This is a genomic window from Spirosoma validum, assembly GCF_014699035.1.
Lineage (GTDB): Bacteria > Bacteroidota > Bacteroidia > Cytophagales > Spirosomataceae > Spirosoma > Spirosoma validum.
In genome coordinates this window covers 77448-103963 of record NZ_JACXAA010000002.1, presented here as the reverse complement: position 1 = coordinate 103963, position 26516 = coordinate 77448, and the positions used below count along the sequence as shown (strand labels likewise).

Annotated in this window: 20 protein-coding genes; 4 read left to right on the top strand and 16 right to left on the bottom strand. The window is 46.4% G+C overall.

Annotated elements, in window-relative coordinates; translation table 11 throughout:
* Positions 1-85 precede the first annotated feature (85 nt).
* The 16 genes from IC230_RS05280 to IC230_RS05205 form a co-directional block, all read right to left on the bottom strand.
* The gene (locus IC230_RS05280; protein WP_191037944.1) at positions 86-1795 is read right to left on the bottom strand and encodes an IPT/TIG domain-containing protein; all 1710 of its coding nucleotides are present in this window, start codon (positions 1793-1795) and stop codon (positions 86-88) included.
* A 25-nt stretch (positions 1796-1820) separates the two neighbouring features.
* The gene (locus IC230_RS05275) at positions 1821-3434 is read right to left on the bottom strand and encodes a hypothetical protein (protein WP_191037943.1); all 1614 of its coding nucleotides are present in this window, start codon (positions 3432-3434) and stop codon (positions 1821-1823) included.
* Positions 3435-3588: 154 nt separating this feature from the next.
* Positions 3589-4383: a class I SAM-dependent methyltransferase gene (locus IC230_RS05270; protein WP_191037942.1), complete on the bottom strand. Its 795-nt coding sequence runs from the start codon at positions 4381-4383 to the stop codon at positions 3589-3591.
* A 64-nt stretch (positions 4384-4447) separates the two neighbouring features.
* Positions 4448-5758 carry a glycosyltransferase family 4 protein gene (locus IC230_RS05265; RefSeq protein WP_191037941.1) on the bottom strand — a complete coding sequence of 437 codons (1311 nt, stop codon included), beginning with the start codon at positions 5756-5758 and terminating at the stop codon, positions 4448-4450.
* 56 nt (positions 5759-5814) lie between these two features.
* Positions 5815-6708, bottom strand: coding sequence for a glycosyltransferase family 2 protein (locus IC230_RS05260; protein WP_191037940.1), 894 nt, complete (start codon positions 6706-6708; stop codon positions 5815-5817).
* Positions 6705-7970 carry an O-antigen ligase family protein gene (locus IC230_RS05255; RefSeq protein ID WP_191037939.1) on the bottom strand — a complete coding sequence of 422 codons (1266 nt, stop codon included), beginning with the start codon at positions 7968-7970 and terminating at the stop codon, positions 6705-6707. The genes IC230_RS05260 and IC230_RS05255 overlap by 4 nt, the downstream gene beginning before the upstream one ends.
* Positions 7967-9100, bottom strand: coding sequence for a glycosyltransferase family 4 protein (locus IC230_RS05250; RefSeq protein ID WP_191037938.1), 1134 nt, complete (start codon positions 9098-9100; stop codon positions 7967-7969). The genes IC230_RS05255 and IC230_RS05250 overlap by 4 nt, the downstream gene beginning before the upstream one ends.
* Positions 9097-10059: a glycosyltransferase family 2 protein gene (locus tag IC230_RS05245; protein WP_191037937.1), complete on the bottom strand. Its 963-nt coding sequence runs from the start codon at positions 10057-10059 to the stop codon at positions 9097-9099. The genes IC230_RS05250 and IC230_RS05245 overlap by 4 nt, the downstream gene beginning before the upstream one ends.
* 65 nt (positions 10060-10124) lie before the next feature.
* Positions 10125-11234: a glycosyltransferase family 4 protein gene (locus tag IC230_RS05240; protein ID WP_191037936.1), complete on the bottom strand. Its 1110-nt coding sequence runs from the start codon at positions 11232-11234 to the stop codon at positions 10125-10127.
* Between the two features lie 29 nt (positions 11235-11263).
* Positions 11264-12637, bottom strand: coding sequence for a flippase (locus IC230_RS05235; protein WP_191037935.1), 1374 nt, complete (start codon positions 12635-12637; stop codon positions 11264-11266).
* Positions 12638-12671: 34 nt separating this feature from the next.
* Positions 12672-13436, bottom strand: coding sequence for a WecB/TagA/CpsF family glycosyltransferase (locus tag IC230_RS05230; RefSeq protein ID WP_191037934.1), 765 nt, complete (start codon positions 13434-13436; stop codon positions 12672-12674).
* Between the two features lie 31 nt (positions 13437-13467).
* The gene (locus IC230_RS05225; protein ID WP_191037933.1) at positions 13468-14145 is read right to left on the bottom strand and encodes a sugar transferase; all 678 of its coding nucleotides are present in this window, start codon (positions 14143-14145) and stop codon (positions 13468-13470) included.
* A gap of 92 nt (positions 14146-14237) precedes the next feature.
* Positions 14238-16535, bottom strand: coding sequence for a GumC family protein (locus tag IC230_RS05220; protein ID WP_191037932.1), 2298 nt, complete (start codon positions 16533-16535; stop codon positions 14238-14240).
* 33 nt (positions 16536-16568) lie between these two features.
* Positions 16569-17375 carry a polysaccharide biosynthesis/export family protein gene (locus IC230_RS05215; protein WP_191037931.1) on the bottom strand — a complete coding sequence of 269 codons (807 nt, stop codon included), beginning with the start codon at positions 17373-17375 and terminating at the stop codon, positions 16569-16571.
* A gap of 722 nt (positions 17376-18097) precedes the next feature.
* Positions 18098-18994 carry a glycosyltransferase gene (locus IC230_RS05210; RefSeq protein WP_191037930.1) on the bottom strand — a complete coding sequence of 299 codons (897 nt, stop codon included), beginning with the start codon at positions 18992-18994 and terminating at the stop codon, positions 18098-18100.
* A gap of 450 nt (positions 18995-19444) precedes the next feature.
* Positions 19445-19822 carry a LytTR family DNA-binding domain-containing protein gene (locus tag IC230_RS05205; RefSeq protein WP_191037929.1) on the bottom strand — a complete coding sequence of 126 codons (378 nt, stop codon included), beginning with the start codon at positions 19820-19822 and terminating at the stop codon, positions 19445-19447.
* A 238-nt stretch (positions 19823-20060) separates the two neighbouring features.
* Here IC230_RS05205 and IC230_RS05200 point away from each other — a divergent pair, with 238 nt between their 5' ends.
* The 4 genes from IC230_RS05200 (at position 20061) to IC230_RS05185 (ending at position 26511) form a co-directional block, all read left to right on the top strand.
* Complete coding sequence (locus IC230_RS05200) at positions 20061-21299, top strand: hypothetical protein (RefSeq protein ID WP_191037928.1); 1239 nt, start codon at positions 20061-20063, stop codon at positions 21297-21299.
* 15 nt (positions 21300-21314) lie between these two features.
* A complete protein-coding gene (locus tag IC230_RS05195; protein WP_191037927.1) occupies positions 21315-22769 on the top strand; it encodes a tetratricopeptide repeat protein in 1455 nt (484 codons plus the stop codon).
* A 135-nt stretch (positions 22770-22904) separates the two neighbouring features.
* The gene (locus IC230_RS05190) at positions 22905-23384 is read left to right on the top strand and encodes a response regulator (RefSeq protein ID WP_191037926.1); all 480 of its coding nucleotides are present in this window, start codon (positions 22905-22907) and stop codon (positions 23382-23384) included.
* Between the two features lie 13 nt (positions 23385-23397).
* The gene (locus tag IC230_RS05185) at positions 23398-26511 is read left to right on the top strand and encodes a right-handed parallel beta-helix repeat-containing protein (RefSeq protein ID WP_191037925.1); all 3114 of its coding nucleotides are present in this window, start codon (positions 23398-23400) and stop codon (positions 26509-26511) included.
* Positions 26512-26516 lie beyond the last annotated feature (5 nt).

Here is a 26516-nt window from a genome sequence, read left to right as displayed (position 1 = left end):
GTCATTGATAAGATGCTTGCTTATTGATGACTACGGCTTCTGATACGTCTTTATTGGTATCCGTCCTATTAATAAACGACAGCGATTATCGGTCGTAGTCCGTTGTTTGGGGAGAAAAATTGGTCCAGCCCGTCAGCCAGTTTTCCGAGCCAAAGGCCCCCCGATACGTGACCGGCGTGAAGAATGAATTGGCTAGGCGCCCCCCCGTCACCGCTCCCGTCAGCAGGGGCGAATTGGCTAAGAGAGAAAGATTGGGCGAGTCAAGCGTAAAATTAGCCGAATTTAACAACAGAGCCGTCAGGCCGGTTGACGGAATGATTTGGTTGGTACGTGCGGCATCTAAAAAATAGGTGGACGCCTGCGCATTTGTCACTGCACCCGTGCCAACTACTGGCGTGAGCGTGTTGGCCAGCACAATTCCTTTCAGATCGATGGAGCCTCCCGTCAGGGCGGATGCCGATACAGTTGACCCGACGTGAAGTCCTTCGGGATATCCGTAGAGCAGGGAATTGTAGATAGCAATTGCGCTGTTACGGCGTAAGTTGATACCGGCTACATAGGCCCCTGTTCCACTCGCAGTAGTAGCCGTTGAAGGTGTCGTGCTAAATGCAAAGTTGCTTATGTTAGTGAAGATCGGATTGGTTTGGGCTAATCCATTAAATAGAACAACCGGTGCAACATCCGTCTGTTCTGTCGGATTATAATTTTCAATCTCAAATCCGTTCGAGCCGGATGCATCAGCTACGGCCGGATCGCGCAGGGCTACTCCAAACTGCACGTTGCCTACGTACCCCCAGTCGGCTGTCCAGTCGTCGTCCAGGTTACGGTAAGCAAACAGGTTTTTTGCATTTGCCGACCCGCCAAACCAAGAGTAAGCATCGCTTCCGGAATACGAAACCTGTACGTGGTCGATTGTCGTAGCAGATCCTACGCCAATCATGGTTAGGCCACTGAGTTTAGGATTGGGCACGGCGGGCTCCAGCGCACCGGGCTGAACGGCCCCCGCGTACTCGATGCGCACGTACTGAAATACACCGGAGTTATCGGACGGTTCGCCGTAAGCTTCTACCGCACCTCGAATCCCATTTGGGTAAAACAGGGTTTTAGGCCGGTTTACGGGGGAGCGGCCAACTAACGCTACGCCACCCCAGTCGCCGGGTTTACGCTGGCCAACAGGCTTGATAGACGTAAAAATAATCGGTTTAGCCGCCGTTCCTCTGGCAAATATCTGGGCTCGTCGTTCGATAACGAGCGCACCCGCACGGTTGGTACCGGCAGGATCCCGTTCGGGTCCAGCCCCTTTAATGATGGTACCTGGCTGAATCGTCAGTGTGTGGTCTTCGGGGATATAGACCATACCCCGGAGTACATAAACAGTATCGCTCGTCCAGGTTGGGTTGGTATAGATAGTACCCTGTTTTTCAGAAATAGGTTTGAGCGGAGCCACGTACATCGTAAAAGAGGTTGGGCTTTGAACAGTTTGCCCACCAGATGTTACTGATATAGGTCCGCTGGTAGCGCCCTGGGGAACGGTGACGATAATCTGCGTTGGCGAAACAGATACAATAGTAGCCGTTACGCCCCCAACAGTGACGGTTGTACTGGCCGGGTCACTACTGAAATTGGTTCCGTTAACGGCAATAGTACTGCCCACGGGAGCCGTGGCTGGGTCAACGCTGGTAATGCTGACTATTGGGGCAGGTTCATCGGGCGTTTTTTTACAGCTACTCATCATAACCGCCGACAAGCAACACAGCATGAGTAACAGACAGTTCAGTGTACTATAGCTTTTCATAATTACATCAGTTTATACTTGATTATCAATTAGTGTGCAATAGTTGACTGGCGTTGGGGACCTGGTCGCTTTTTAAGAACATACACTCTAGAAGCCGGTGACCTGGGATATCAATGGGTAGTTCTCTAATCACCTTCACTTGCCCCCGTTTGATATAATCTTCAATTTGATAAATGGCCTTTTCGTCAACGACATAGAAGTGAGAGAAATGGGTAGCGTTGAACGTATCAGATGGCACAAGGCCTTTTACATGGTACTTATCGGCTAAAGACTGCAATATTTTATAATCGGTAGTGGTGCTTAGAAGGTTATTGGGCCGGTTAGCGTTTTTCCAGTCCAGCATAAATGACACGTTCGGTTGCTCTTTGTGATACCAGATGGGCAGGAAATAATCGGCTCGCTCTACGAATACGGGATATTGTTCCTGTTGCTTGGGTAAGTATGTCAGGAGACTGCTGCGAAAGGAGGATTCCATTTTCCATACTTTGTAGAAAATGACCGATCCTATCAGCAACGCGTATAAGGGCAGAAAATAGGCTAGGCGGGGCGCGATACGTTGCTGCCCCGCAAAATAATAGTAGGTATAAACGAGCTGATACATAATCAGCAACTGGCTGGGCCACATATAGCGGCTGATAAATACGGAGGTGTAGGTCAGTGAAACAAGCAGCGCAACGATGATGACACCCAAGTAAACAAAGCCAGACAACAGAAAAAACTGGAAGGCTTCGTTTTGGCGTATAGCCCCATAACCAGTTTTGATACCGGGAATGGCTATGTATAGATACAAACCCACAACCAGCACTACGCGCAACACATCTAATCCTAGCGATGGGGGAAGCCAACTTATCCTGATAGGTACCGCCGGAATCAAGTCGCCAAAATTTGAGAAAAAGGAACTAACGGTAGGTAACGGTATCCAGCTATGGGGTTTACCGGCATCGGATTGAATAACGAAGCTTGGATACCATATTACCAGCCAGACTAGGGCTATAATACCGAATGTGCTCAATACTAGCCAATAAGTCCGGTCTTTAGACCAGAGCAGTAAAATGAAGAAGAAAGCTCCCGAAACCGCCAGGTAAAACGCCCCATAGTTATGGCAAAAAGCCAGCAGCAAACCCAGTACGGTATGTGCAGTCAACAGTCTGATGTTGCTGGGCCTGTTTATTAACCGGTGCATACTGATAAAATAAGCACAGCTAATAGGCAACAAAATGGCGTACGACCGGATGCCCGTCGAATGGACAAAGTTCTGATACGTCGTATATACCATAACCGAAATCAACACGAAGTTGATAAAGCCATTACCAATCAGCCGAGTCGTATACCAGAAGAACACTACTATAGTACCACTAAACAGCACTACCGAAATCAACCGTAAAAACAGGGGATTCAGGCTGATATAATGCCCAATGGGCCAATAGACATTGAAAAACAGGGGTGGATTAGCATCGAGACCGCTGACAAGGGCATCGTTAAGATGTACCAGGGATGGGTCTGAAATAAGCACATAGCTCAGTACCTCATCCATCCACAACCAAGATGCTCTAAAATATAATCCAAGACCGATACTGACCGCCAGCAACAGAAATAACCCCACACTCAACCACCGCATTTCTGCTTTATAACGTGTCATAACTAGTCTAAAATAAGGTAGCGTCAGTTTATCTGATTATGTGCGTGGATAAATACTTGTTCAGTTCGCCATTGTCCCCGCCAACAGCCTGCGAGTTCACGCTACAGATGGAACCAACCTGTTTCTAACTAGGATAATACGCCACTGGATAGATTTACTTTTGACCAAAAAACACTTTACGATAATTCGTAGCTAAGGGGTGTTTTGATAAAACAGGTGGAAAAAGCACATACCGCTCGGCAACTTCTTTGTCAAAAAAATGCTCATCTACAGCCGTAACGGAAAAGCCCGAGTTGGTTAGCATATCCACAAAATCGTCTCCGTAAATACGCAGGTGATCGACTTGTCCAAAGGTGCGTTCGCGCTCCTGCGGGCTGGTGATGGATAAGTCCTCGATAGTATGTTCCAGGTTGTCTTTCTGCGGAATGGTCAATACACAGTAGCCCCCCGGTTTCAGCACCCGGTAAATTTCATCAATAGCCCGAAGGTGATTGGGTACGTGCTCCAGTACGTCGCAGGCAATGACGCAGTCGAAAGACGCATCGGCAATGGCGTTCATGGCCGAAATGTCGATGTTGTAGTCAATGTGATTGTAGGAATACCCATCGGCCAGAAAGTCAGCCGTTTTGTAAGTTCCGGCCTGATTGCGCATGATTTTTTCCAAGTGCTTTTCCGGAGCAAAATGAAGCACGCTTTTATTTTGGATCAGTTTCTCGAACCGGAATGATTCAAGCAGACTGAAAGTTGCCATCAGCAGTCGATGCCGCACCGTCGACCCACAGTTAGGGCAGTAGGAATGGCGGTGCCAGGCATCGCTGACTAGATGGTCCGCTTTGTAGTGGCAGATGTTGCACTCAACTGCGTTGCCCGCCACATTGTAATACACTTGCGAAGCCTGGATGTAGGTGCCTTTCACGGCCCGCTTGATTGATTTCAGTGTTTGTATCATTGTTTCACTGTTTAGATGTTATCTCCTTCCTGTTGCGCTGTCACATACCATGTCAGCAGCCTTACTAAGAATCCATTAGCTTGTCATTGGAAGTATAGGCCCCAATGGTGTTACGTACCTGTTCACTTACCATTCGCTCTTCGCCTTCGGGTAGCAGCATAGCCGGGTACCACTCATCCACAAACAGCCGGATTTTGGTTTCCCAGAGTTGGGTAAGGGCAAATTTATGCGCCTGACGGCCCATCGTCAGGCGTTCGGTGGGGTGAGCAGCCATCCATTCAATGGCTCTCGCTAACTGGTCTGAAACCGTTTCGGGGTCAGTAACCGGTACACGTATTCCAGACCCATCGTTAACTAATTCGGCCTGCCCATGTAAATCGAGTGTAACCACAGGTAGTGAATACGCCATAGCTTCCAGCAACTGATGCGATCCCGAATCGCGCAGACTGGTAAAGAAAAACACATCCGACTGCCGGTAGTACTGTTTGACTTCGTCGTGCGTTACGTGCCCCACCCAGTTGACCCGATTATCAACTCTGTATTTTTCGATGTAGTGCGGTACCTGATCTACCAGATCGCCCCGCCCACCCACAATGGTTAGCTCAACGGGCAGATCGGGGTTAACCTTTCCGAGTGCCTGAATGGTTAGTTCCAGCGCCTTACGAGGCAGCATCCGACCTACCCAAAGTAGCTTCAATACCGCACCTGGTGGGTGTTCGACGAGCGTTTCGGGCACAAATGACAAACTGATGCCTCCGTCCAGCATACGCTCAATGGGTTGTACAGGGCGGTAACGCCGGGCCAGCGCGTCGGTATCCGCATTCGTAACGATAACCCGGCTAGCCTGCCGAAGCGTTTTATAAAAGCCAGGATTGACGTGTTCCAGCAATTTGCTAACCCAGGTTCGCATCTGCTCTCGCTGCCAGTAAGCCCCAAAATACTGTTTCATAGAGGCCGGTGCCTGCTGCCCGCCACTCACGGGACCGAAAATAAACGGTTTGCCTAGTCGGTACATAAAGCTACCCAACTGTAGGCTGCCGTAGGTAATGTGGTGAACAATATCGAACTGGTGCCTTTTGTCGAGTTGCCGGGCCAGTTGGCTGGCTTTCCATTGCCAGTATAGATAATGAAAATACATGCCCGGTAATCCCTTATGGTACGCCTTCTCGACCCACGCTGGCAGAGTTACGTAATGAACCGTGAGGTTTGGGAAGTACTGTAGCATGGGGGTGATGACCGCTTCTCCTTTTAACTGAGTCAAGCAATGCACTGTCAGGTCATTCTGGCTCAGAGTAGTGGCATACGTCCAGCCCGTTCCCTCTTCGGAACCCTGATTAGGTAGGCAGGCGTAGGCGGATAATAAGACTTTTTTCATAATATGAGCAGAAATTGACAAATCAATACGCTAAACGGGTTTCTGATAGAAAACCATTACGTATGGCGCATTACCCCAATTTTACGAAGCAGAAAACCTGCACAGATACGTCCGATGTCGAAAGCAAAATACAGCAGCTTGGAATTGGAGTGGGCCATGGCAAAGTTGTAGCGCACCCGCAGATTCGTGGGCGATTTGACCGAAGTGAAGCCATCAATAAACTGCTTCAGGCTAACTCCTTTCTCTACCTGAATACCCGTAGCGCTAACAAATTCATACACTACGCTGCTGGCGTTGACAATCAGCCGGTACCCAGCCTTACGCGCCCGAATCGAGAATTCGATGTCAGCCATGTAATGGACAAATCGCTTCGAGTCGAACAAACCTACTTTATCAAAAACAGCCATTGGAATAAGTGTACCCCGCCCCGGTAGCGACTGCGATTCTACAAAAGCGACCTGACGAGAAAGTTCCTGATAACTAAAGCCGTAATCGGCGGCTACATGGCGCCCCCCAGCGGTTCGGAGTTCAAATTCAGAACCAGCATAACCAGCGTATTCGAGCTTATCGGGCTTATCGCTATCCACACTCACCGATCCCACTAGGCACGGTTGGTACGTTTGATACGCATCCAGCATCGTTTGCAGATAATTCGTGTCAACACGGGTGTCGTCGTTGAGGGTAAGCACAAAATTGGTCTTGCGGCTATTCTGGTGTTGCTGCGCGTAGCGAATGCCCCAGTTAGTGGCTTCGGTCCACCATAGGTTACCATCCCCTTTTAGTACGATAACATCCGTAAACTCTCGATGAATCATCTCAGTGGTACCATCAGTCGAGCCGTCATCAACCACGATAATCTGAAAATCGCGGTAGGTCTGTATCGACAAACACGCCAGGCATTGCTGGGTGTAATCTTTGCGGTTATGAACGGGAATAACAATGCTAATCATAGATACATCGATTTAGCGAGCGTTGCGGCTGGCGATAAGTCGTGTTCAACGGTTGTATGTGTTGTATGGGATGAGGGTCCGGCGGTAAGGTGAATAGGTCGTCGTTTCAGGCCCATGTACATACCTAGCCCAACGAACCCCCAATACTGGACGGGAAATTGATAGCCCCCACCGTAAACAAAACCACTGACAATAAACCCAAACAAGACGAGCTGATCGGTGGACAAAATCCGACCTGATCGGTACAGAACGACCAATGCTCCCAGAATCAGCACTGAATTAATCAGCAATCCAAAGACTCCGTAATTGAAAAGCTGGTCGATATACTGCGAGTGGATAATGGTTCCTTTTTCCTCAAAGTCGGAGTTCTCCATAATTTCGCCCCGGTCATAGCCTTCATATCGCCAGCCGAAGAGTGGCCGCTCCGGTATTTGACTCAGGTAGTACTCAGACTGTTCCATGCGCCAGCTAGCGGTGTTATCTTCCTGGGGCGATATAATCCCGCCAAGACTGGTCATCATTACCTCTACCTTTTTCTCAGGCAGTAGTCCCACAAACGGGAGGGCAATACCAACCAGCAGTGCAAATAGTACAAGCGTACGGCCCAGTGGCAACCCACTACGTCCCGAAACTTTACCCAGCATAGATAATCCAACCACAACCCCGGCTGCTACTATCGACGACGAAATTACCGTTCGGTGCAGTAGGATAATAATGACCAGAAAGCAGAACAGAGCCGTAATCAGGTGAACTGGTCGGTGGTTCTTCAGGTAACTTACCAGGTAATACAGGAATGGAATCAGGAAGTAGTAAGCATCTGGCGAGAACGTAGTTCGGGTCTCGGAATTAAAGCCATATCCGAAAATACGGCCCATTACAATCTGATTGAAAAAGAAGAAAAAGAAGATGATATTGACCACGTGCCTGATGTTGATGGGTTCGGACCGGCCCGCTAAATAATACGCCCCGATAGCCACGCTGCAATACGCGAAACGCTTAATCACGAAGTACGAATACATGTATTGATTGTATTCGTACTTCGATTCCAGAACGAGCAGGACGATGCCCAACCCCAGTACCCAGCCAATGAATTTGTACAGACCGGGCATTTTGAAGTAGCCATGTACAAACAATCCCATGCTCAGGATCGGGGCCAGGTTAACCAGCATATCTGAGTACGACCTATGGTCACCACCGTGAGTCAGCGTGGCTATACCAAACAGCAGGTAGAACAGGCCGAGTCTATTTAGCCAGGTAATCATGCAGCCTGTTGGGTTTGGTGATAAAAAGAAACCAATTCTATTAACGACTTACGGTGGTTAAAGTGCTGATCCGCATAGTCGGCCTGTGCCTGCCGGAGTTGCTGCCGATGGGCTACGTCAAAATACATGGCTACTTGGTCGGTAATGGCTTCCACGCTATTTCCGCTCAGCAGCCCGCACCGGTCCGGCAACATCTCCGGAATGCCACCTACCGGCAGGGCCAGCACGGGCGTGTTCACAGCAAAGGCTTCAATAATCGAGTAGGGGCAGTTGTCGTTCAGCGCTGTATGCATATACAGGTTCGACTGCGCTACTAGCCGCCAGGGTTGCTCCTGCTGACCATAAAAGATAACATGCTCAGTCAAGTCAAGACTATGAACCAACTGCTCGTAGTCGGCCCGTTTGGGTCCCTCGCCAATCAGCCATATCCGGAAATTATCGAGGCCCCGTCGGCGTAGTTCGCTGCCAACCAGAATCAGCAGTCGCTGATTTTTACGCGCATCGACGTAGCCTACGTTACTGATGATAAGTTGGTTAGCTGGAGCTGTCTTGTCAGCATCTACAGTGAGGTCGATGTTGACTGTATTGCGAATCGTTATTTTCTTGATATCACCGGGCAGCAGATGTTTCGATTTTTCGAAGGCGTAATCCGAGACGAATACGTAATTTTTCAGGTTCGAGAATAGATACGCGTACCAACCCGAAAACCGGCGTTTAAACCAGTCATTCATGGGAAATCGAGCAGCCAGTTCGCTCACAGGACTGTCATTGAAGTGACACGTCAGCACCACTGGAACCCGTTTATTAAGGGCAACAAACGCAGCAGCCCCCGACCGGGCATCCTGCGCATGAATCAGATCAAACCCTTTGTTGCGGTGGCTGCGAACGGTCAGGTACACGCCCACCCAGGAAGCAAATTCTTCGTACAAAGCCCGACTGACTGTACCAAGTGGATACATAATCCGTCTTAGAAGGCCCATAGACGTTCGCCATGCAGATGGGGTAGACCGTATATCCAGAATACGTACATTCATATCCTGTTTGCGCAAGTCTTCCGCCAGCCTTTTATAATAAGTAACCACGCCAGACGGCGAATGGTCATCCAATGTTGTGATGATGAGAACGTTCATTTTGAGGGTCGTTGAACAGCCAGAATCGCTTTGGGTTTCTCATTGTCGAACACGCCAAACCACCCGTCTAGATAAGCTGCCGTGTAAAACTTCATTCGTTTCAGTTTGTGGTCGTCGTGCAAAGCAACCTGAATCAACTGCGCTGACAAAGCTTTGACAAAGCTGCCGGTTAACCTGAGCTTATGGATAAGCTTCAGATCAGGCCAGGCTTCCTTTTTCAGTCGTATATTGTTTCGAATCCCGTAAAACCGAATCCACAGTTTATCGATAGCGTAGCCACTTTTACCGGTACGTTGCGGGGCTGCCGGCTTCGACGCGCAATAGTGGTCGATACGGGCCGTGTGCAGCAGGGCAATCTTGCCAACTTTATTTTTCAGGCGCAGACTATACTCCACGTCATCGTTATGAATAAAGAATTCGGAGCGAGGTAAGCCTACCTGCTGTACGGAATTGTATGGAAGCAGCAATCCGACGAACGACGCGTAGTCGATAGCCGAAATAGCCGTATCCGTATTATCCTCCTCCAGCGGTTTCTGCAGCGCCGACAAATTAGGACTGTACGTCAAGTTAGCCCGGTGCGAAACCGGTATTTTATTTTCTTCGTACACGGTAGGAGCCAGCCCAGCGTACATTTCTTTGTTTGGTATCGCCAGCAGTTTTTCCAGACACAGTTCTTCCGGACTGCAGTCGTCATCCATCAACCAGAACCAATCGTACTGCTGCTCAAAGGCATACTTCAACCCGTAGTGAAAGCCCCCTGCCCCCCCCAGGTTATCCCGGCTCGTCAGGGAGTGCAAATCCGGCTGTTGCGCCAGCCAATCAGCCGTTCCATCGGTACTGCCGTTATCGAAAACAACGATAGCCGCCAGCGAGTAAGATTGCTGCCGTAAACTACGGATGCATTCTTTCAGATCGGTTAGGCGATTATAGGTTACTACAACAGCAGCTACAGTTTTCATGTCAAGTATTTTAAGTATCTTTTACTGATCAAACAGGATAATCGATTGACTAACTTTTCGTTAGATTACCCCAATTCTTTATAAAGTCTGAGTGTGCTGTCAACGGTATTTTTCCAGGAAAATTCACGTAGGCGCTCTTTGCCTTTTTTGATAAGTTGTTGCTTTAATTCGGTGTCACTCAGCAGCCGCTCAACGGCGTCAATTACTGAATCTGGTTCGTTGAAATTGACGTAGAGCGCTGCCTCTCCTGCCACTTCGGGGAGCGAGCTGCTGTTGTTTACAATACATGGACACCCACAATCGAACGCTTCCAGAATTGGAATGCCAAACCCTTCATATAGTGACGGAAAAATAAAGGCTACCGCCTGCTGATAAAGTTTTCGTAAAATCTGATCGTTTATCACATGTTGCTCTACCAAATCACTAATTCCCAGCGACTGAATTAATTGATGCTCCGACTCCGTAAAGCCACCGCCACCGGCGCAAAGAAGTTTCAGCCTGTACTTTTTTAGTACGGGCTGTATGGCCGTCAGCATACCACCAAAATTCTTATAAACTTGCCGACTTCCCACGTATAAAAGATAAGGAAACGGCACTGGATCAGGCTCTTCCGTTGAACTGACCACCGAAGGCGGGAACGAGCACCCGTGGTAAACTACCTCGATTTTTTCAGGCTTTATATTAAGCAACTCAACTATATCCCGCTTGGTACTTTCGGAAACAGCAATAATACGGTCGGCCTGATTGGCCATGAGTTTTTTACGAGCGATAATACCCCGGTCGAACGTTAATTCTTTAAACTGATCAGAGAATTTTTCATGAATCATGTCATGAAACGTTACGACCAGTGGCTTACGATTCAGGTACGGGATAAAGTATGAATCGAAGTAAGTAGGATGCAAAATATCGTACTGCTTTTTTTTGAGTGCCAGCAGGCTATAAAACTTATTTATTTCATAGATAAGCCGCTTCTTCCGCTTGAAATCTTTATTGAGCAAAAAATGATTGATGTCAAACCCTTTTTCTTTCAAATGAATGTTGTTGGAAAACAGTAACGGTAACGCAGCTGAATAATCTGGTGTAAGGTTTATGCCATGAATCAACTCAGAAAAATAGCGGGACACGCCACCGTAGGTGTGGAGTGAAAAAGCCTGATGATCGAAAAGAATTTTCATGACGTGGATCAACTCTAATGTGAGTATTATTATCGGTTGGTTACGCGCGGTCCTAGCAACGTAGCTAACCTGGTTTTCGTAAAGCCGATGGCTTCGTGGAGGTAACTAAGCTTAACGACCTGTATGCCTTTATAGCGCAGGTACCCGTACATACTTAGGGTAATCCAAAACTCAGCCATCACCCAGGCGTAGGCGGCTCCCAAGTAGCCCGACTTTTGTATCCACAGCATATTCAGCCCCAGGCCAATGGCTGAGCCGCAGGCCGTAATGACAAAAAAAGCGCGATCCATCCGTAGATTCAGCATGGTATGCAATCCCAGCAGATTACTGATGCCTACCATAATAGGCAGTAGCGACACGATACGTAGCACCTGAATAGCCTCCTGAAATTTGTTGCCGTACAGCAGCGTAATAAACAACGGCGCAATAAGCCACAACGTCGCCGACACAATCACCATGAAAAGAGCTAACGGAAAAAAAGTAGTACGGACCAGGTGCAGTCCTTCTTCCCGGCCTTTTCCAAAAGCGTTGGCCACAATGGGGAAAAAGGCCTGATTAAGGGCCATACTTACAAAGGCCCGGGCAATGCTTTCAATGCGGGTTCCCGCCGAGAAAATGCCTACGTTATACGCCGTAGTGAATAACCCCAGCAGAAACATAGACGAACCAGCGTACAGTGTAATCATTACCGAGGAAAAAAACAGAGTACTATCTTCCCTGAATCGATTACGTAAGGCCGAGGTCGTAGGTAACGTAAATGTTATTTTGAACCGACGTATGGCCACCCATAGGGCAACAATGCTCACTAGCACCTGCGCAACGCTGGTAGATAGGTTTTGATAAAAGTAATCTTCTGGTTGGCGGATAAGCACAAATACTGACAGAGTGAATAGAATTTTCACAAGCAGATTGAGGATAGCCATCCGGCCCATATCTTCCATGGCCTGAAACAGCCAAACCGGGAACAGCACCACGCCAATGCAGCTTAAGTATGTGCAGACGTGTAACCATACATGCTCTCTGAAAACCGGATTGTAATAAGAAAGACCCGCGAAAACAAGGGTCGACAGTCCAAATAATAAGGCTTTGCCCGTTAGCACCTCGCTGAAAATTCGATTTACCAGCTCTTTGTTGGTACGGTCTGCAGCAATGGCCCGTACAGCTGCCATCTCGAATCCATAGTTGATCAATAGGATAAAATAGGCGACGTAGGCCGTCGAGAAATTAAGCAATCCCAACCGCTCAGGGCCAATGACACGCACTACGTACGGCACCGTCAGGAGCGGCAGCAGCATATTGGCCAAATGGACACTGAAAAGAGAAGCTACATTTATAGAAAACCGTTTAAGAACCGATTTCGATAAGGCTGGCTGTGTATCCGCAACGGTTGTTGTTGTATTCATGCTTGATTTTAGTTGTAGCAACGCACTCGGCCAGTCAGGCCTGAACGGATTTGGATGGCCGGAAAGCTTCTTTCAGATTGAACCAGATAAACAGAGGGACCACCCGGAAGTATCGTCCGCCAAGGCGTTTGGGTTCGACCATAAGCCGAAAAAACCACTCCAGCGACAGCCTCTGCATCCAGGCTGGTGCCTGCGTAACCCGGTCAGTATGGAAATCAAAAGCAGCCCCCACCGTGACTAAGAAGTGAACGTTCGTCCACATAGACAGGCGTTGAGCAAAGCGCTCTTGTTTTGGCGTGCCTAAGCCAATCCAAACGATGTTTGCTCCCGATCTATTAATGGTTTGCGCCAGTTCTTTTAATTCCTGATCGGACATTTCCCGGAACGGCGGGCAGAACGTACCTACTACCTGGTGGTTACCGAACTTTTGGCTAACAGCAACCTTCAACTCATCAGCCACCCCTTCTTTTCCCCCACAGAAAAAATGAGTGATTTCCTTACCGACACTGTTTGTTAGTATCTGTTTAAAAAAATCGGGACCATAACACCGCGTCATTTGTGTGGCTCCCCTCCACTTTCCTAGTAAAACGCTGGGCATACCATCAGGCATAACCCAATAAAATGAATCAAGTAGAGCTTTAAATTCTGGTTGCCTATACGCCGTGACCAGCCCATGAGCATCCGTGGCGCTGATGCACTTATTTTCCCGCTGGTAGGAGTCTGCACATTGTTCGAGACAAGTATGCACAGCAGCATCCAGGCCACAATCGAACAAGGTAACGTTTAAGACTTTAGTCATTATTGTAATGATATCGAGTTTACAGGCTAACCTAAAAAGCGTTTTTATCTCCCTTGATGGCCGTTTTGATCGTCCACCAGCAAATCGCAGCATCTAATCGTGTTGATTGATGACGGATATACAGATGGTCGTATCGTACTCGAATTTTCATTCTATGGGCCTCTGCCGTTTCACCACGGGCACCTCGTACCTGAGCCAGGCCCGTAATGCCTGGGCGGACAACGTACCGTTCCTTATAGCCCACTAACGTATCCCAATGTTGAGCATCAAGAGGCAGGGGGTGAGGACGTGGCCCAACGATACTCATATGACCAGCCAGCACATTCAGGAACTGAGGCATCTCATCGAGATTCGTCCGGCGCAGAAATTTCCCGATACGGGTAACACGCCGATCATTTATCGTAGCCTGGCGAAATGTTGCGTTCTTTTCATGAGTCATCGTTCGGAATTTCAGACATGGGAATACGCGTCCCTTCCGTCCCGACCGCAGCTGAATGTATAAGGCTGGACCAGGAGAACTCAATTTTATCAATAGAGCAACTAGAGGTATAAGCCAAATGAGAATAGAGACCGTTACTAAACCAGCTACTCCAAGGTCAAAAAGGCGCTTTTTAATATCAGTAACCAGCACGTTTTTAGCCTGAGGCTGTGCCTGAAGGTCTGGATTCAGGAATAAATGAAATGTTTTTCCGTTGGTAGATGCCTCCATAAGAGTCGGTGTATGTGCCAAAGCAGCGTGTAGATAGCTCAGTTTATGCTGGGTAAGCCGATGACTACCGGATACCAATCTGTCGGTTCCTCTTATCGATACGAGTAGCTGTTCTTGTACTGGTGATTGGAATGGTAAGACTCTCCATCACCAACAGCGTTCAGAATAATACGCATGTTCTGAAAACGCTGCTCCCGGTAAAGAATGTCCAGCGTTTTGAGGCTATGCTTAGGTGTTAATCCATGACGAACGACAAACAACGTAGTGTCGGCATAAGGCGCAACAACTTGTGCATCCGTAACAATACCAATCGGTGGCGCATCAAGGATGATGTAGCTAAAGCGTTCCCGCAATAAGCGAAGCAACTGCTTTACCATAGGGCCGCTTAGCAGTTCAGAAGGATCAGGTGGCAAAGGGCCACTCGGAATAATGAAATAATTCGGGTGACCAGGAACAGGTTGCAGAATCTCGTCTAGCGTTGCTTCTCCGTTCAGGTAAGTACTGAGTCCGATTGTATTATTGATGTTGAACGACTGGTGCAGCCGGGGCATTCGCATATCCATTTCCAGAATGACCGTCGGTTGGCGTAACATGGCCAGACTCGCTCCCAGGTTTAAGGATATAAACGATTTGCCCTCGCCACTAATACTGGACGTACACAACAGGACCTGACTCTCCGTAGATTCGTGTTTTCCTAGCTGAAGATTGGTTCGAATGGCCCGGATCTGTTCGGCAATTACCGACCGGTTATTTGGAGCAACTACCAGTACGTCCCGATGGCGTTTACTCATCACTTCGCCCAAAATCGGAACCTGTGTACCATCCTCAACATCATTCCGGCGCGAAACCCGGGTATTTAACGCCTGTCTGGCTGTAATAGCGGCCGTTGGTACAAACAGACCCACCAGGCTAAAGAGCGCATAAATAACAATTGATACGGGTTTAACGGGGCCGTCGCTGCTTTTAGCCGCATCAATAGTCCGACTATCTGCAACAGAAGCGGCAAACGTAACGGCCATTTCCTCCCGCTTCTGAAGTAAGTACGTGTAAAGCGAATTCTTGATATCTTGTTGCCGCGTAATATCCATCAGCGTCCGTTCCTGCTTCGGCATTGTCCGGATACTGCCTTCGATTTTCTGGTTCTTGGCCTGATACTGCTGTTGAGAACTAGTCAGCATAGACTTCATCGTCTGGATGTTCTGACTGATGTTGTTCCTTGTCGCTTTTATCTGATTATCCGTTGTTTGTAACAGCGGATTTTCGGCTGATGTCGTTTGGCTCAACCTATCCCGCTCAAGTTCAAGCTGCGACAGTTTTTCAATCTGGCTCAGCAGGACCGGATCGTTCAGCCCTACCGTTGCTGGCGTACTACCCCGTTTATCAGACTGGGTACTGATAAATTTCTGTAGATCGTTGAGCACCGCCAGCTGGATGTTTACCTGGTTGAGTTGCGTATCGTTTTGCCGGGTTGTTTCCATAAAGGACTTTGCCTGCTCACTCAAGTCAGTGATACCGAGTGCCGATTTATATTGTTCTACGTTTTTCTCAACCGATGCCAACTCACCAGATACGATACGTAGTCGATTATCAACAAAACGTAGTGTACTGGCAGCTACCTTATTTTTATCCGTTACAGCCGCCTGATTATACTCGTTTATTAACGTATTCAGAATAGCTTCTCCTTTTTGCGGAACCGCATCCTCAAGCGTCAGGTGAATAACCGTCGACGTTTTGCTGGTTGGTTCTGCTTTAAGGTTGCCTAAGTACATTCCTACAGCCGCCGTTAGTGGCATTGCCTGAACAAGCAGTGGATCGGTCATACGACTTACTGCCCGGCGACTTACAATACGTAATCGGCCATATGGCGTCTGGATAGACTGGTTGAGCGGATACGTACTGTTATTGATCTGCACAGTTTCGCTGGTTGGAAAATTGAGTTCCAGCGGCTTCTTGTAAAGAGTCTGATTACCTGACTCAACCAGCATCCAAACAGGTGATTCCGTATAGATCTCCCGTTTGCCAAAAGACATTTTTCTGTAGTACCGGGTATCTAAATGAAGACTGGTCACTACGCTTTCCATTAATGTGGAAGAATGTAGTACTTCCAATTCATTCTCAACTACTTTTTTAGGAGAATACCCATCCAGTTCTTTCAGCGGATTTGCCTGCACATTACCCCGTTTTTCGTCCTGAAGCAGTAAGCTGGCCTGAATCCGGTAAATAGGTTGTTTATATAAGAGATAAACATAGGCCCCTGCCAACGCTAACAGCAACGACAACACAAACAACGGCCAATAGCGTAGGTAAGGCGCCAGATACGTCCGTAAGGCAACCTTATTTGAATCAATTACCTGATAGGGAACGTAGGAAGAAGTGTCTTTAAATGCCATGTTTGTTGAGAAGATTAGGTGTGCGTGGATTGATTAGCGACGAGTCGCAATAATGGCAATCAGGGACAAAACCCCGATAACTACAGGAGCCAGCACGTATACTCGATCTACACTAGTTACACGAACTTTACCAGGCTCCACATAAACAACATCGTTTGGGTGAAGCGAATAATAAGGCGAGTGAAAGGCATCACGACGGGTCAAATCCAGCCGGGCGAAAACACGTTTCTTCCCTTCCTCTCGAATAATCAATACGTTATCCCGACGACCATAAATTGTCAAATCACCGGCCAGGCCTAATGCTTCTGGTAGGGTTATCTGTTCGTTAGGAATCGTAAATAGGGAAGGACGGGTTACCTCCCCCAATACGGAGATTCTGAAATTCTGATTTCGTACGTTAACGGTTGGTTCTTTTAGATAAACAGTGAGCTTATTACGTATTAATTCGGCCGCCTTTGTGTTAGTCAAATCAACGACCGCTAGTTGCCCAACAAGTGGTAGCTTGATGGTTCCATCCGCATCCACTAAATAGCCAGGCGTTCGTGTCAACGGGTTTGACGAATTAATGGTGGAACCTCCGTCTGCTACTGCGGCTGGATTAAAATAGGCGGATGCTTCAGCGTTTAAACTACTTACCTGGATTGAAAGAATGTCTCCTTTTTTAATAGTTGGAATGAACTGCTCCGGCATCGTAATGGTGTCTTCGCTAGATGTCGTACCTTGAAAATAGACCAGTTTCTTAGCCGATGTACATCCCGTTAGCGAAGCTATCCAAAGCACAATAGCTGCCCAATGGACGAAAAAAATGAATTGCTCTTTTTTTCTAATTACTTTATGCATTGATTCGTGTAGATCAAGCTATAGACATCCAAAGACGTTCAGACCAAGGAAAAATCGTATTATAGCTTATGATGTTGACAGTTTTGCTCACTATTTATTGATGAGCGCTTATCTTGCTTAAACCTGGAGGAGTATGATTAAAAAAATTTGTCATGCTAGCGAGAAAACGATCTACTGTAAGCCAAGATGCCTTCTCTGTTAGCATGACAAAAAGTGATCCTAGGTATTTTCACTAACTACTTATCTACTCTAAATTTAGAAGAGAAGTTTGCCGAGACCAAATATGAAATAGCGTACTCTTTACTATACTATTAAATCAATAAGAGAGTCATCAATTCTTATTTTAAACATTCATAAACTACATATTTATTTTTTTATGAATTTATTAACATAAAATTGGTCCTAATTCTATACAAAATGTGAAAAATCGCAGTTATGCCGAGTAGGAAATTAACTATACCCATTTAGCTACTAATGCTATGCTCTGCATCGTGTTAATTCTTACCTGAGTGGCTACAACCGTACATTTTAGATCTTTCGAGTAGTAGTAAACCTCTCTACTATAAAATCAAAGGTTTTGTCCGCAGTTGTCAAAATGATACAGCTGTAGACAAAACCTCCGGTCTATTAAACAATAGGACTTATAGAAATAATCCTATTTGATATTTTTTTGGAATGAGAGAATAATCCGATAAATCTTACGTGACAACGTAAAAATTCTCTTAGCGCATACCAGCCAATGTCTTTAGTCGATTATAGATTCGGATCGGAATACTGTAGCGTTGTAGCGTTTTGCGATGATAGTAATCTGTAGGCTGTACAGTTGCAGGGAAGTCAAAGGTTCGCTGAGTACCTTTATCCAATTGTGTTTTGTATCGATTAAAAATATTTGTGTGGGTAGCCCCTTCACCAAATCCGATATTTTCAACTTTTGATACGGTTGGATAAACCGTTAATCCATTCGCTCTGAATCGATTATAACAGAAACGAATATCCCAGGCATCAGAGCGCCCTTCCATTTGATCAGCTAACATTCGCACCAAGTCAGAGCCGCCCTGATTAAAGGCTTTTTGCTGGCGTTTATCCTGAGTGAAGTCTGGGTAATCAGTCATGTCCCAATCGATAGATTGCCAGCGATCCGACCAGGTAGCCCAGCCCCATGGACTATGGCGTGGGATGAAGTAAGCATCAGATGCGTAATCGGTTGGACGCGGAAACGGAAACGTATAACCGGCTACAGAATAAACCTGCTTACTATCAGCATATTGTGCCAGTCCCTGATTCATGAAATCTAAAAAATTGGGCGATGTTACAAGGTCATCTTCGACAATAATCGCTGAGGGGTGTTTTGCCAAAACAAGGGATATTCCCCGGATAACTGAATCAGCACAACCGATGTTGGTCTTAGCATAGTCTCGGTAAATATTGCGAAAGCCCGTAGTATCGTTTAGTAGTTGCTGGACCTGAGCTACTTTAATAGAATCTTCCGGCCGTTTAGGTGCGTCAACAAAGATGTATAGGTCGCTTTGCGAAGCCAAATAATTAGCCTTCAAAGCTTGAAGAGTCGCTTTGAGCTCAGCAGGTCTCTTATAAGCAAATAAAATCACGGGTGCATTCATAACGTATTAACTGTTAATTGTCGATACAGGATGTTGCCGTCCATATGACTATATGGCCAGCGGAATATCATTGATAAGTTCAGTCAGACTGGTAATTTGATCAGGTACGTATTGTCACAAAGCTGGTATTGGCTATAAAACATTTTTACTACAAACCACCTGCTACCTGTTGTCTGTCGCTACGATAAATTTAGAGGAGCTAGATTCGGAAGGCAAAACGCTATTGAAAGAGGCTTTATATGATCATTAAAATAACTTTTAATTAAAACCCTTACCGTTCATTTGTTGTTAATCTATGGTTACCTTTCCTTAAATTAAGTAACAATAATCAATAACTACTAATCAAAAAAATATGAAATTTTAAAGAAGCTCCCAATTAGAAATAAACTGTCTTGCTCAATCTGTAGCAATTTATATTTGTAATGCAATTATTTCGATCAAACTCAGTACTCAGTCAAGGTTTGTGGTAGGATGAACTGAGTTACCGGATTCTGCATCAAATGAGGGTTTTAGCCTATTGGTTAGCATAGAAACTGTGTATTCAAGCCGATTGCGCGATACGGGAATCACCAGATCGTTGACCAGTCGAACCCAACCAGACCGTCCGCTTTTGTGCTCGAATTCCTGAACATAAAGTGGATTGATAATGGCAGAACGATGAACACGAACAAAATTGAGGTGATGCTCAAACCATTGAAGCGGCTGCGTAACAATGGCAACAGCACCATTCTGATAATGTACGCGTGTGTAACTGGCTTCGCCCTCCAACCATAAGATTGAATCAATTTGAATTGGATGGGGATGGCCTGTTAAATTAATAGTTTGCATGTAGATTAACTTGAGTAATAATAATACCTACGTCTTTAGTGGACATCCGGTTTTATACAATGGTCAGTAATCTATACTAGGTTAATATACTTTATCCAAATTTACTTTTGCTTATACTAAATCGATTTGATTGAGTAATACGTAGGTTGAAAGGTATTATAATTTACTTGTTTGTATATAGACGATGTAGTTTATTCTTTTTATCCTACATCCTTTTTCTTTAAATTTTCATAGTCTAATGCCTATTAATCAACCAGTTCAAAGAATTATTCACACCAGCGATTTTCGTGATAAGGCATATTGTTTCGAAGTGGAATCAGTATTAACGTCACAGGAACGTATTGGTGTATTGACTGTAAGTGCATCGGCAGGCTATATGATCGCGACTTCGTTAAATAGCGAGTTCAAGCGTGAACAAGTTATTGACCATGTTCTCCAGGAAGACAGTAGATGGATAGCTAAAGCTACCGTCACATTAATCATGACAGCCGATTCACCCGAAAACGGAGCCGTTGTTATTCGCAATTCCGTCGCCGAGACATTGACATTAGCTGTTGATGTGACCACGTCCCTGACTTTACTACAACAGCCGTCTTTAACGGTTAGTGAATCTGTTCTATCTTTCTCCCGGGCATCACCTGATAAACCGAGTTTTATGGTGCTAACGATTGCGCAGCAATCAAGTACAGAGCCCGTAACTCTTACTACAGATGCGCCAGAATACTTCCAGTTTGCCAGTGATAGCCGTCCTGCGTTTCTACCCACGCTGACGCTTATGCCAGCCTCTCTTGGCACTTATGTGCATGTCCGGTATTCAGCCAATAAAGCCGGACTTCATTCCGGTCAATTAATCATTCAGAATAGCACCGAAAAAAGACTAGTGTTACTTAAGGGACGTAGTTCAGGATTCTTACCAGCCATTCGCACACGTCCATTAATCAGTAAACAGGTGCAACCAGTACGCATTCCCAATCAGATGCCTTTGACAAAACGCTGGGTGGGCGTGCTGTCATTCGCCCTTGTAAGCGGACTGATCTACACTGGGTATATCAACCGCTGTCAGCTTTATCCGACTCTATGTCAAGCCCCCGAAGCAAGCCCGTCCCAAGTTCAGACAGTGCGATTACTCCCAACCCTCGCTCACGACAATACTACTTCAGAAAAGGTAGTGGTACATTCAGCTACAACTGAACGCGTAAAACGTAGAGAAGCACCTTCCCCGGTAGCTAAGTTATCCTCTTCATCTAATACGTCGCCGGTAACTATTTCCGAAAAACAGGTTATACCAGATGCAGTAGATCAGGAACGTCGTATAGAAGCAAACGTTCCTGAAACATCCAGCCAACAGCAATCAAGGAAACAACGTATTGATAAAGCGTATGAACGTCAGCCTAGAGAACGAACAACGCCCCCTGTATCTACGGACGAAAGTGAGCTGGAACGAACGCTTAATCAAAAGCCAAATCCTCTGAATTAACCATAATATACGTATATGAAACATATTTTTGTTCTATCCACATGGCTTATTTTTTGTTTATCACCAGCACTGGCTCAGAATGCCACCAGTCTGTCGCAAGCCATTCGCTATATTAAACTGGCTAATACGTTACGTGAAGTCGATAAGTCGCAGGAATCGATCAGCCTTCTGAAGCGGGCTATGCCTGCCGTTCAGAACAAAAACCCATACTGGGAAGCAATTACCAATGAACTATTGGGACTCTCCTATAAAGACCTGAAAGACTCTACAACTGCATTACGGTATTTAGAACAGGCCCGAACCCAGTACACCAATCTTAAATACGTAGCCAGTGGGTGGGCCGTCAATGAAATTATCCGTGATATCTCCAGTAAAAACATCTATGCGGGTATTCAAATCGGTACAGCAGGGGTAAAAGTTGCTATTTTCAAAACCAGTTACGAAACTGACTTTTACGAAAAGGATATAAAAACCAGTTTCGATATTCCAAACAGTGGCCTGACGGCCGATCTAGCGAAATCGCTCAAAGGAGGGCAGGATGCTCTGCGGATCGGTTTAGATTCTATCCAGCGCTATAACATACCGGCAGAGCGGACTTTTATTGTTTTCAGCAGCGATCTTGATCAGGAATTGGCCAGAACACCTCAGAATCGTCAGGCCCTCTATGAGCAGTTGGTTCGAGTGCTGCCCAATGGCAACCTGAAAATCGACACGACGTTAAGTCCTATTCGAGAGGCCCAGTTATTCACTATCGGCGCTATTCCCCGAAAAGTGTGGCCGACTACATCAGCTTTAAATCTGGGTAGCTCCCGAACGACTGGTGGGTATTTCGACCAGGATGCTAGCCGCCGAAATTACACTCACGCCAATAAAGCTTTCCATGAAATTAGTCTGCCCATTGGAATCAGTACGTTAGTGGAGCGCATTGAGGGAAAGCGATCATTAAATACAGATGCCTTTAAGCGGGAAGCGCAGCGAGTCATTAAAACGGTTGCTGACTCGGCTCTCGCATCCCAGTTGAGCGGTCTGAATTCTGGTCTGAAACAACGTCGGACGGTTGGCCTGGGCGGAGATGTTGCTCTGGCTCTGGTAAGCTATCTGCACCCTGAGAAAGCGGGGATGACGGCCGTACCGATTCTGGAAGCTGACGTAGCTCAGTTCAAGCACCTAGTGTTGGATGATTATAAAGCGCTAACGCAACCAGACTTAAAGGCAATTGACAACGCAAGAGTACGCAGCCAGGCCGAAAAAAACATTGATCAGGTACAAAGCAGACTCTCCGAAAAGCAATTGATTGTGGGAGCACTATGGCTAGAGGCTATCATGAAAGCCTATAACGCGGGGTCAAACCCTAAGCGGTTTGTCTTTATTCGGAACGCCGATCTTGGATGGGTGACGGGTAAATTTCTAGAGACGATCAACAATGAGTACGAGTCAACAATCGCCAAAGGTGCCATGTACACCCGCTAGAATAGATAATTAATTGCGCTGTAATGCCCTGGATTTACATAGATTATTACGTAAACACGCGCGCTTTTCCTGACTGATTCCGTCGACTCTTCGGCTGATTCAATAAGGCAAACTTCTCAACGATCACTAAAATAAATGGCCAAGGTAACTACTCCAAGACGTCGTAAACAGCGTCAGATTCCCATTTTAATTGTAGAAGACAATGCTGATCAGTGGCTAATTATTCGTGCTGCGCTGACTCAATGTTTTCCTGAAGTGGAGCCTATCTGGGCGAATACTGTTAGTCAAGCAATATTATACCTGGAAACGAACACCCAGGAAACCAGCAAATTTCCAAGGTTAATTTTATGCGATCTATACCTACCTCGGAAGGAGGATGGCTGGGCGCTGGTCGAATTTTTGGAGACAAATAAATTTTCTCGAAAGCCAACTGTTATCATTCTTAGTTCGTCACAGGAAGCGGACGATATCGAAAAAGCGTATTCGCTTGGGGTTGCTTCCTATATTGTAAAACCCGGCACTTACCATCAATGGCTTAATTGTTTTTACACCTTCCGTCGTTACTGGTGGGAAGTGGCTACGTTACCTTTCCTTTCTCAGCAAACTGACTCCTAAGAATCTGGAAAGAATGGGAATACGTATTGGTTTAGTACTAAGTATCTGGGCTCTCACCTGGTCTATAGCCTCAGCCCAGACGACGTACTACGTTGCCAACACGGGGAGTGATGAGAACGATGGCCGTTCTTTACTAACTCCGTTTCAGAATCTGGCGAAAGTTAATACGCTTTCATTGCAGGCTGGGGATGCTGTGCTGTTCCGCCGGGGCGACACATTTCGGGGGTCGCTACAAATCCGAAAGTCCGGTAGTATTGGCAAAGCTATTCGATTCGACGCCTATGGTAATGGCCCCAAACCCCTGCTCACAGGATCAGTAGTAGTCAGTAACTGGACCAGCTTAGGAAATAATCGCTGGCAGGCGTCCTGTTCGACCTGTGGTACAACTGTAACAAACGTGTTTCGTAATGGGCTAGCTCAGCCACTGGGTCGTTATCCGAATCCTGACGCTCCTAACCGGGGAAGCCTGACGGTGCAGGCGCACGTGGGTACCAGCCAATTAACCAGTCGGGAGCCTTTGAGAACGGATTGGACCGGGGCAGAGGTGGTGCTTCGACCTACTTACTGGATCATTGACCGCGCCACAATTACCCAACAGAATGAAAACAACCTCATCCTCAACAACTCTTCTACCTATCCATTAACAGAGGGGTGGGGGTATTTCATCCAGAATCACCCGGCTACGCTCGACCAGTCAGGCGAATGGTATTATAATCCGACGAGTAAAACCATTCAACTGTATACCGATCAGATTAACCCCAATGCCCAGGTTCTGACGGCTGCCGCCGTTGACCGGGTCATCGACATTGCTGGTGCAAGTTTTATTATCCTTAAAAACTTACACATTGCCCAGGCAAGAACAACGAACCTTTATGCCCTGAACGTATCAAATCTGACACTAACCGATACGGATTTTACTGACTCTGGCGAAGATGGAGTTATTATTCAAGGTGAAGGAAAAGATATCCTGATTAACCGTTGCAGCATAACGAATAGCAACAACAACGGTTTTGTTATTGGCTCGTATCAGAACGTTACCTTTCAGCAAAACATCATTCGTCATACGGCTATTTTACCCGGTCGGGGTAAGAGCGGTGACGGCCAGTTTACGGCATTTCAATCCTCTGCCACCCAGAACACGCTTATTGAACATAACATAATTGATAGCGTTGGCTACATTGGCCTGTCTGTTCAGAATAATTCGACCATCCGACAGAATCTGATTACCAATTTCTGCATGACAAAAAGCGACGGTGGAGGAATTTATCTCTTCAATGGAGCCCAATTGCCGATGGACAATATTCTTGTTCAATCGAATATAATCCGAAACGGTATCGGTACGTTCGGGGGGTTATCCGATAATGTCATTGGTGGAGCACACGGTATCTTTTTGGATGACTGCGTGAACGGGGTTGACCTGGTCGACAATACAATTGCTGATTGTCAGGGTTTAGGCATTTATCTTCATTCGGTCAGTAATCTCAATCTGCTACGTAATACCTGCTTTAACAACAGCTTAGCTCAGCTCATTCTATACAATTACGACCGATCATGTCTACCCAGAAACAACATAATAAAAGGGAATATACTGGTTGCAAAAAATGCGACACAGGCCGTTGCGGGGTACATATCCAGTGCGAATGACCTGGCTATGTTTGGTACGATGGAGCACAATTATTACGCCCGTCCTTTTAACGACGTATCGATAATCCGATCGGTCTATAACGGTAATATCGTGAATGATCTGAATCTACCGCAGTGGCAGGCTCAATTTAGTCGGGATGGTACATCGAAACCCAGTCCCATTAGTTATAAGGAGTATTCAATACAAAGCGTAAGCAACGTTAATCGTATTCATAATTCCTTCGACAGCAATACAGAAGGTTGGGAAGCGTGGGGGCCCTATTCGAATGGGCAGGTTACCTGGAATACAGGCTATAAACTCGATGGTGGTAATTTGCAACTGAACGTATCTACGCTGTCGCACCAGGCGGATTCGTATGTGTTGATGTATAAGGGTATCCAGGCAGTAACTAAATCAAAAAGTTATCTGCTTCAATTCGATGCCACCTCCCCTACCGAACGAAAAATTTCTGTATTTATTCGGAAGCAACAGGCACCGTATCAGGACCTGACTCGTCGGTACGAATTTATAGTTGGTCCGTCGCGAAGAAGTTACGAGTTCGCCTTAACACCTTCCACTGACGAAGCCAATGCCCTGTTAACGTTTCAGTTCCATGAGGATAGTCAACCGGTTTGCTTCGATAATATTCGCTTGCAGGAAGCCTCTATTGTCCTGAACAATCCTGATGACTTTATCCGGTTTGTGTATAACCCGACGAGTAGCGACTCGACAGTTACCTTAGATAAACCATACCGGGATGTCAGAAATCATTATTATAACCGCCAAGTCACGCTAAAGCCATTTACGTCGGTTATTTTACTGCTCGATACCTTTCCACCCGTTGACATCCGTCTTTGGTTTCAGACCGACCAGCCCTACCCTAAAATTAATGAGGTTACCTCCTTTTCTGTAGCCTTGTATAATGAGTCAGTTGGTCAGACTACAGGTCTAAATAAGGTACAGTGGACCTGTCGTCTACCGGCTGGTTTGACGCTCGTAAACAGTAATGGGCTTTCTTACAAAGACAGCTTATTAACCGGCACGGTTCAACACCTACAGAGGGATACGACTTTTGTGTTTCAGGTCAAAACAGCTACACCTGGTTCATACAGCTTAGCCGCTGAAGTAACCGCAACAACGTTTGCCGATCCTGACAGTACGCCCGATTCTGGCACCAATGATGGTGAAGATGATTCGGGCCTGACTACACTACGTGTTCGTACCCAGACTGATACAACTGCGGTCGTAACGGCAACAGACCCACTGACTGGACGAAATTCGATTTATCCAAATCCATCATCGGATGTCTTTACGTTTGTTGCTGAAGCCGATATATCATTAAGTCGAGTCGTTGATTTACTAGGCCGTGAACGACTCAACCTCGGCGCTATTCGCCAGGGACAAACTATTCGTTTCGGACAGCAATTGCCTGGTACGTATTACCTACTTTACATTCAGTATAATACTGGTGAACAACGTATTATAAAACTGATAAAGCGCTAAACTAC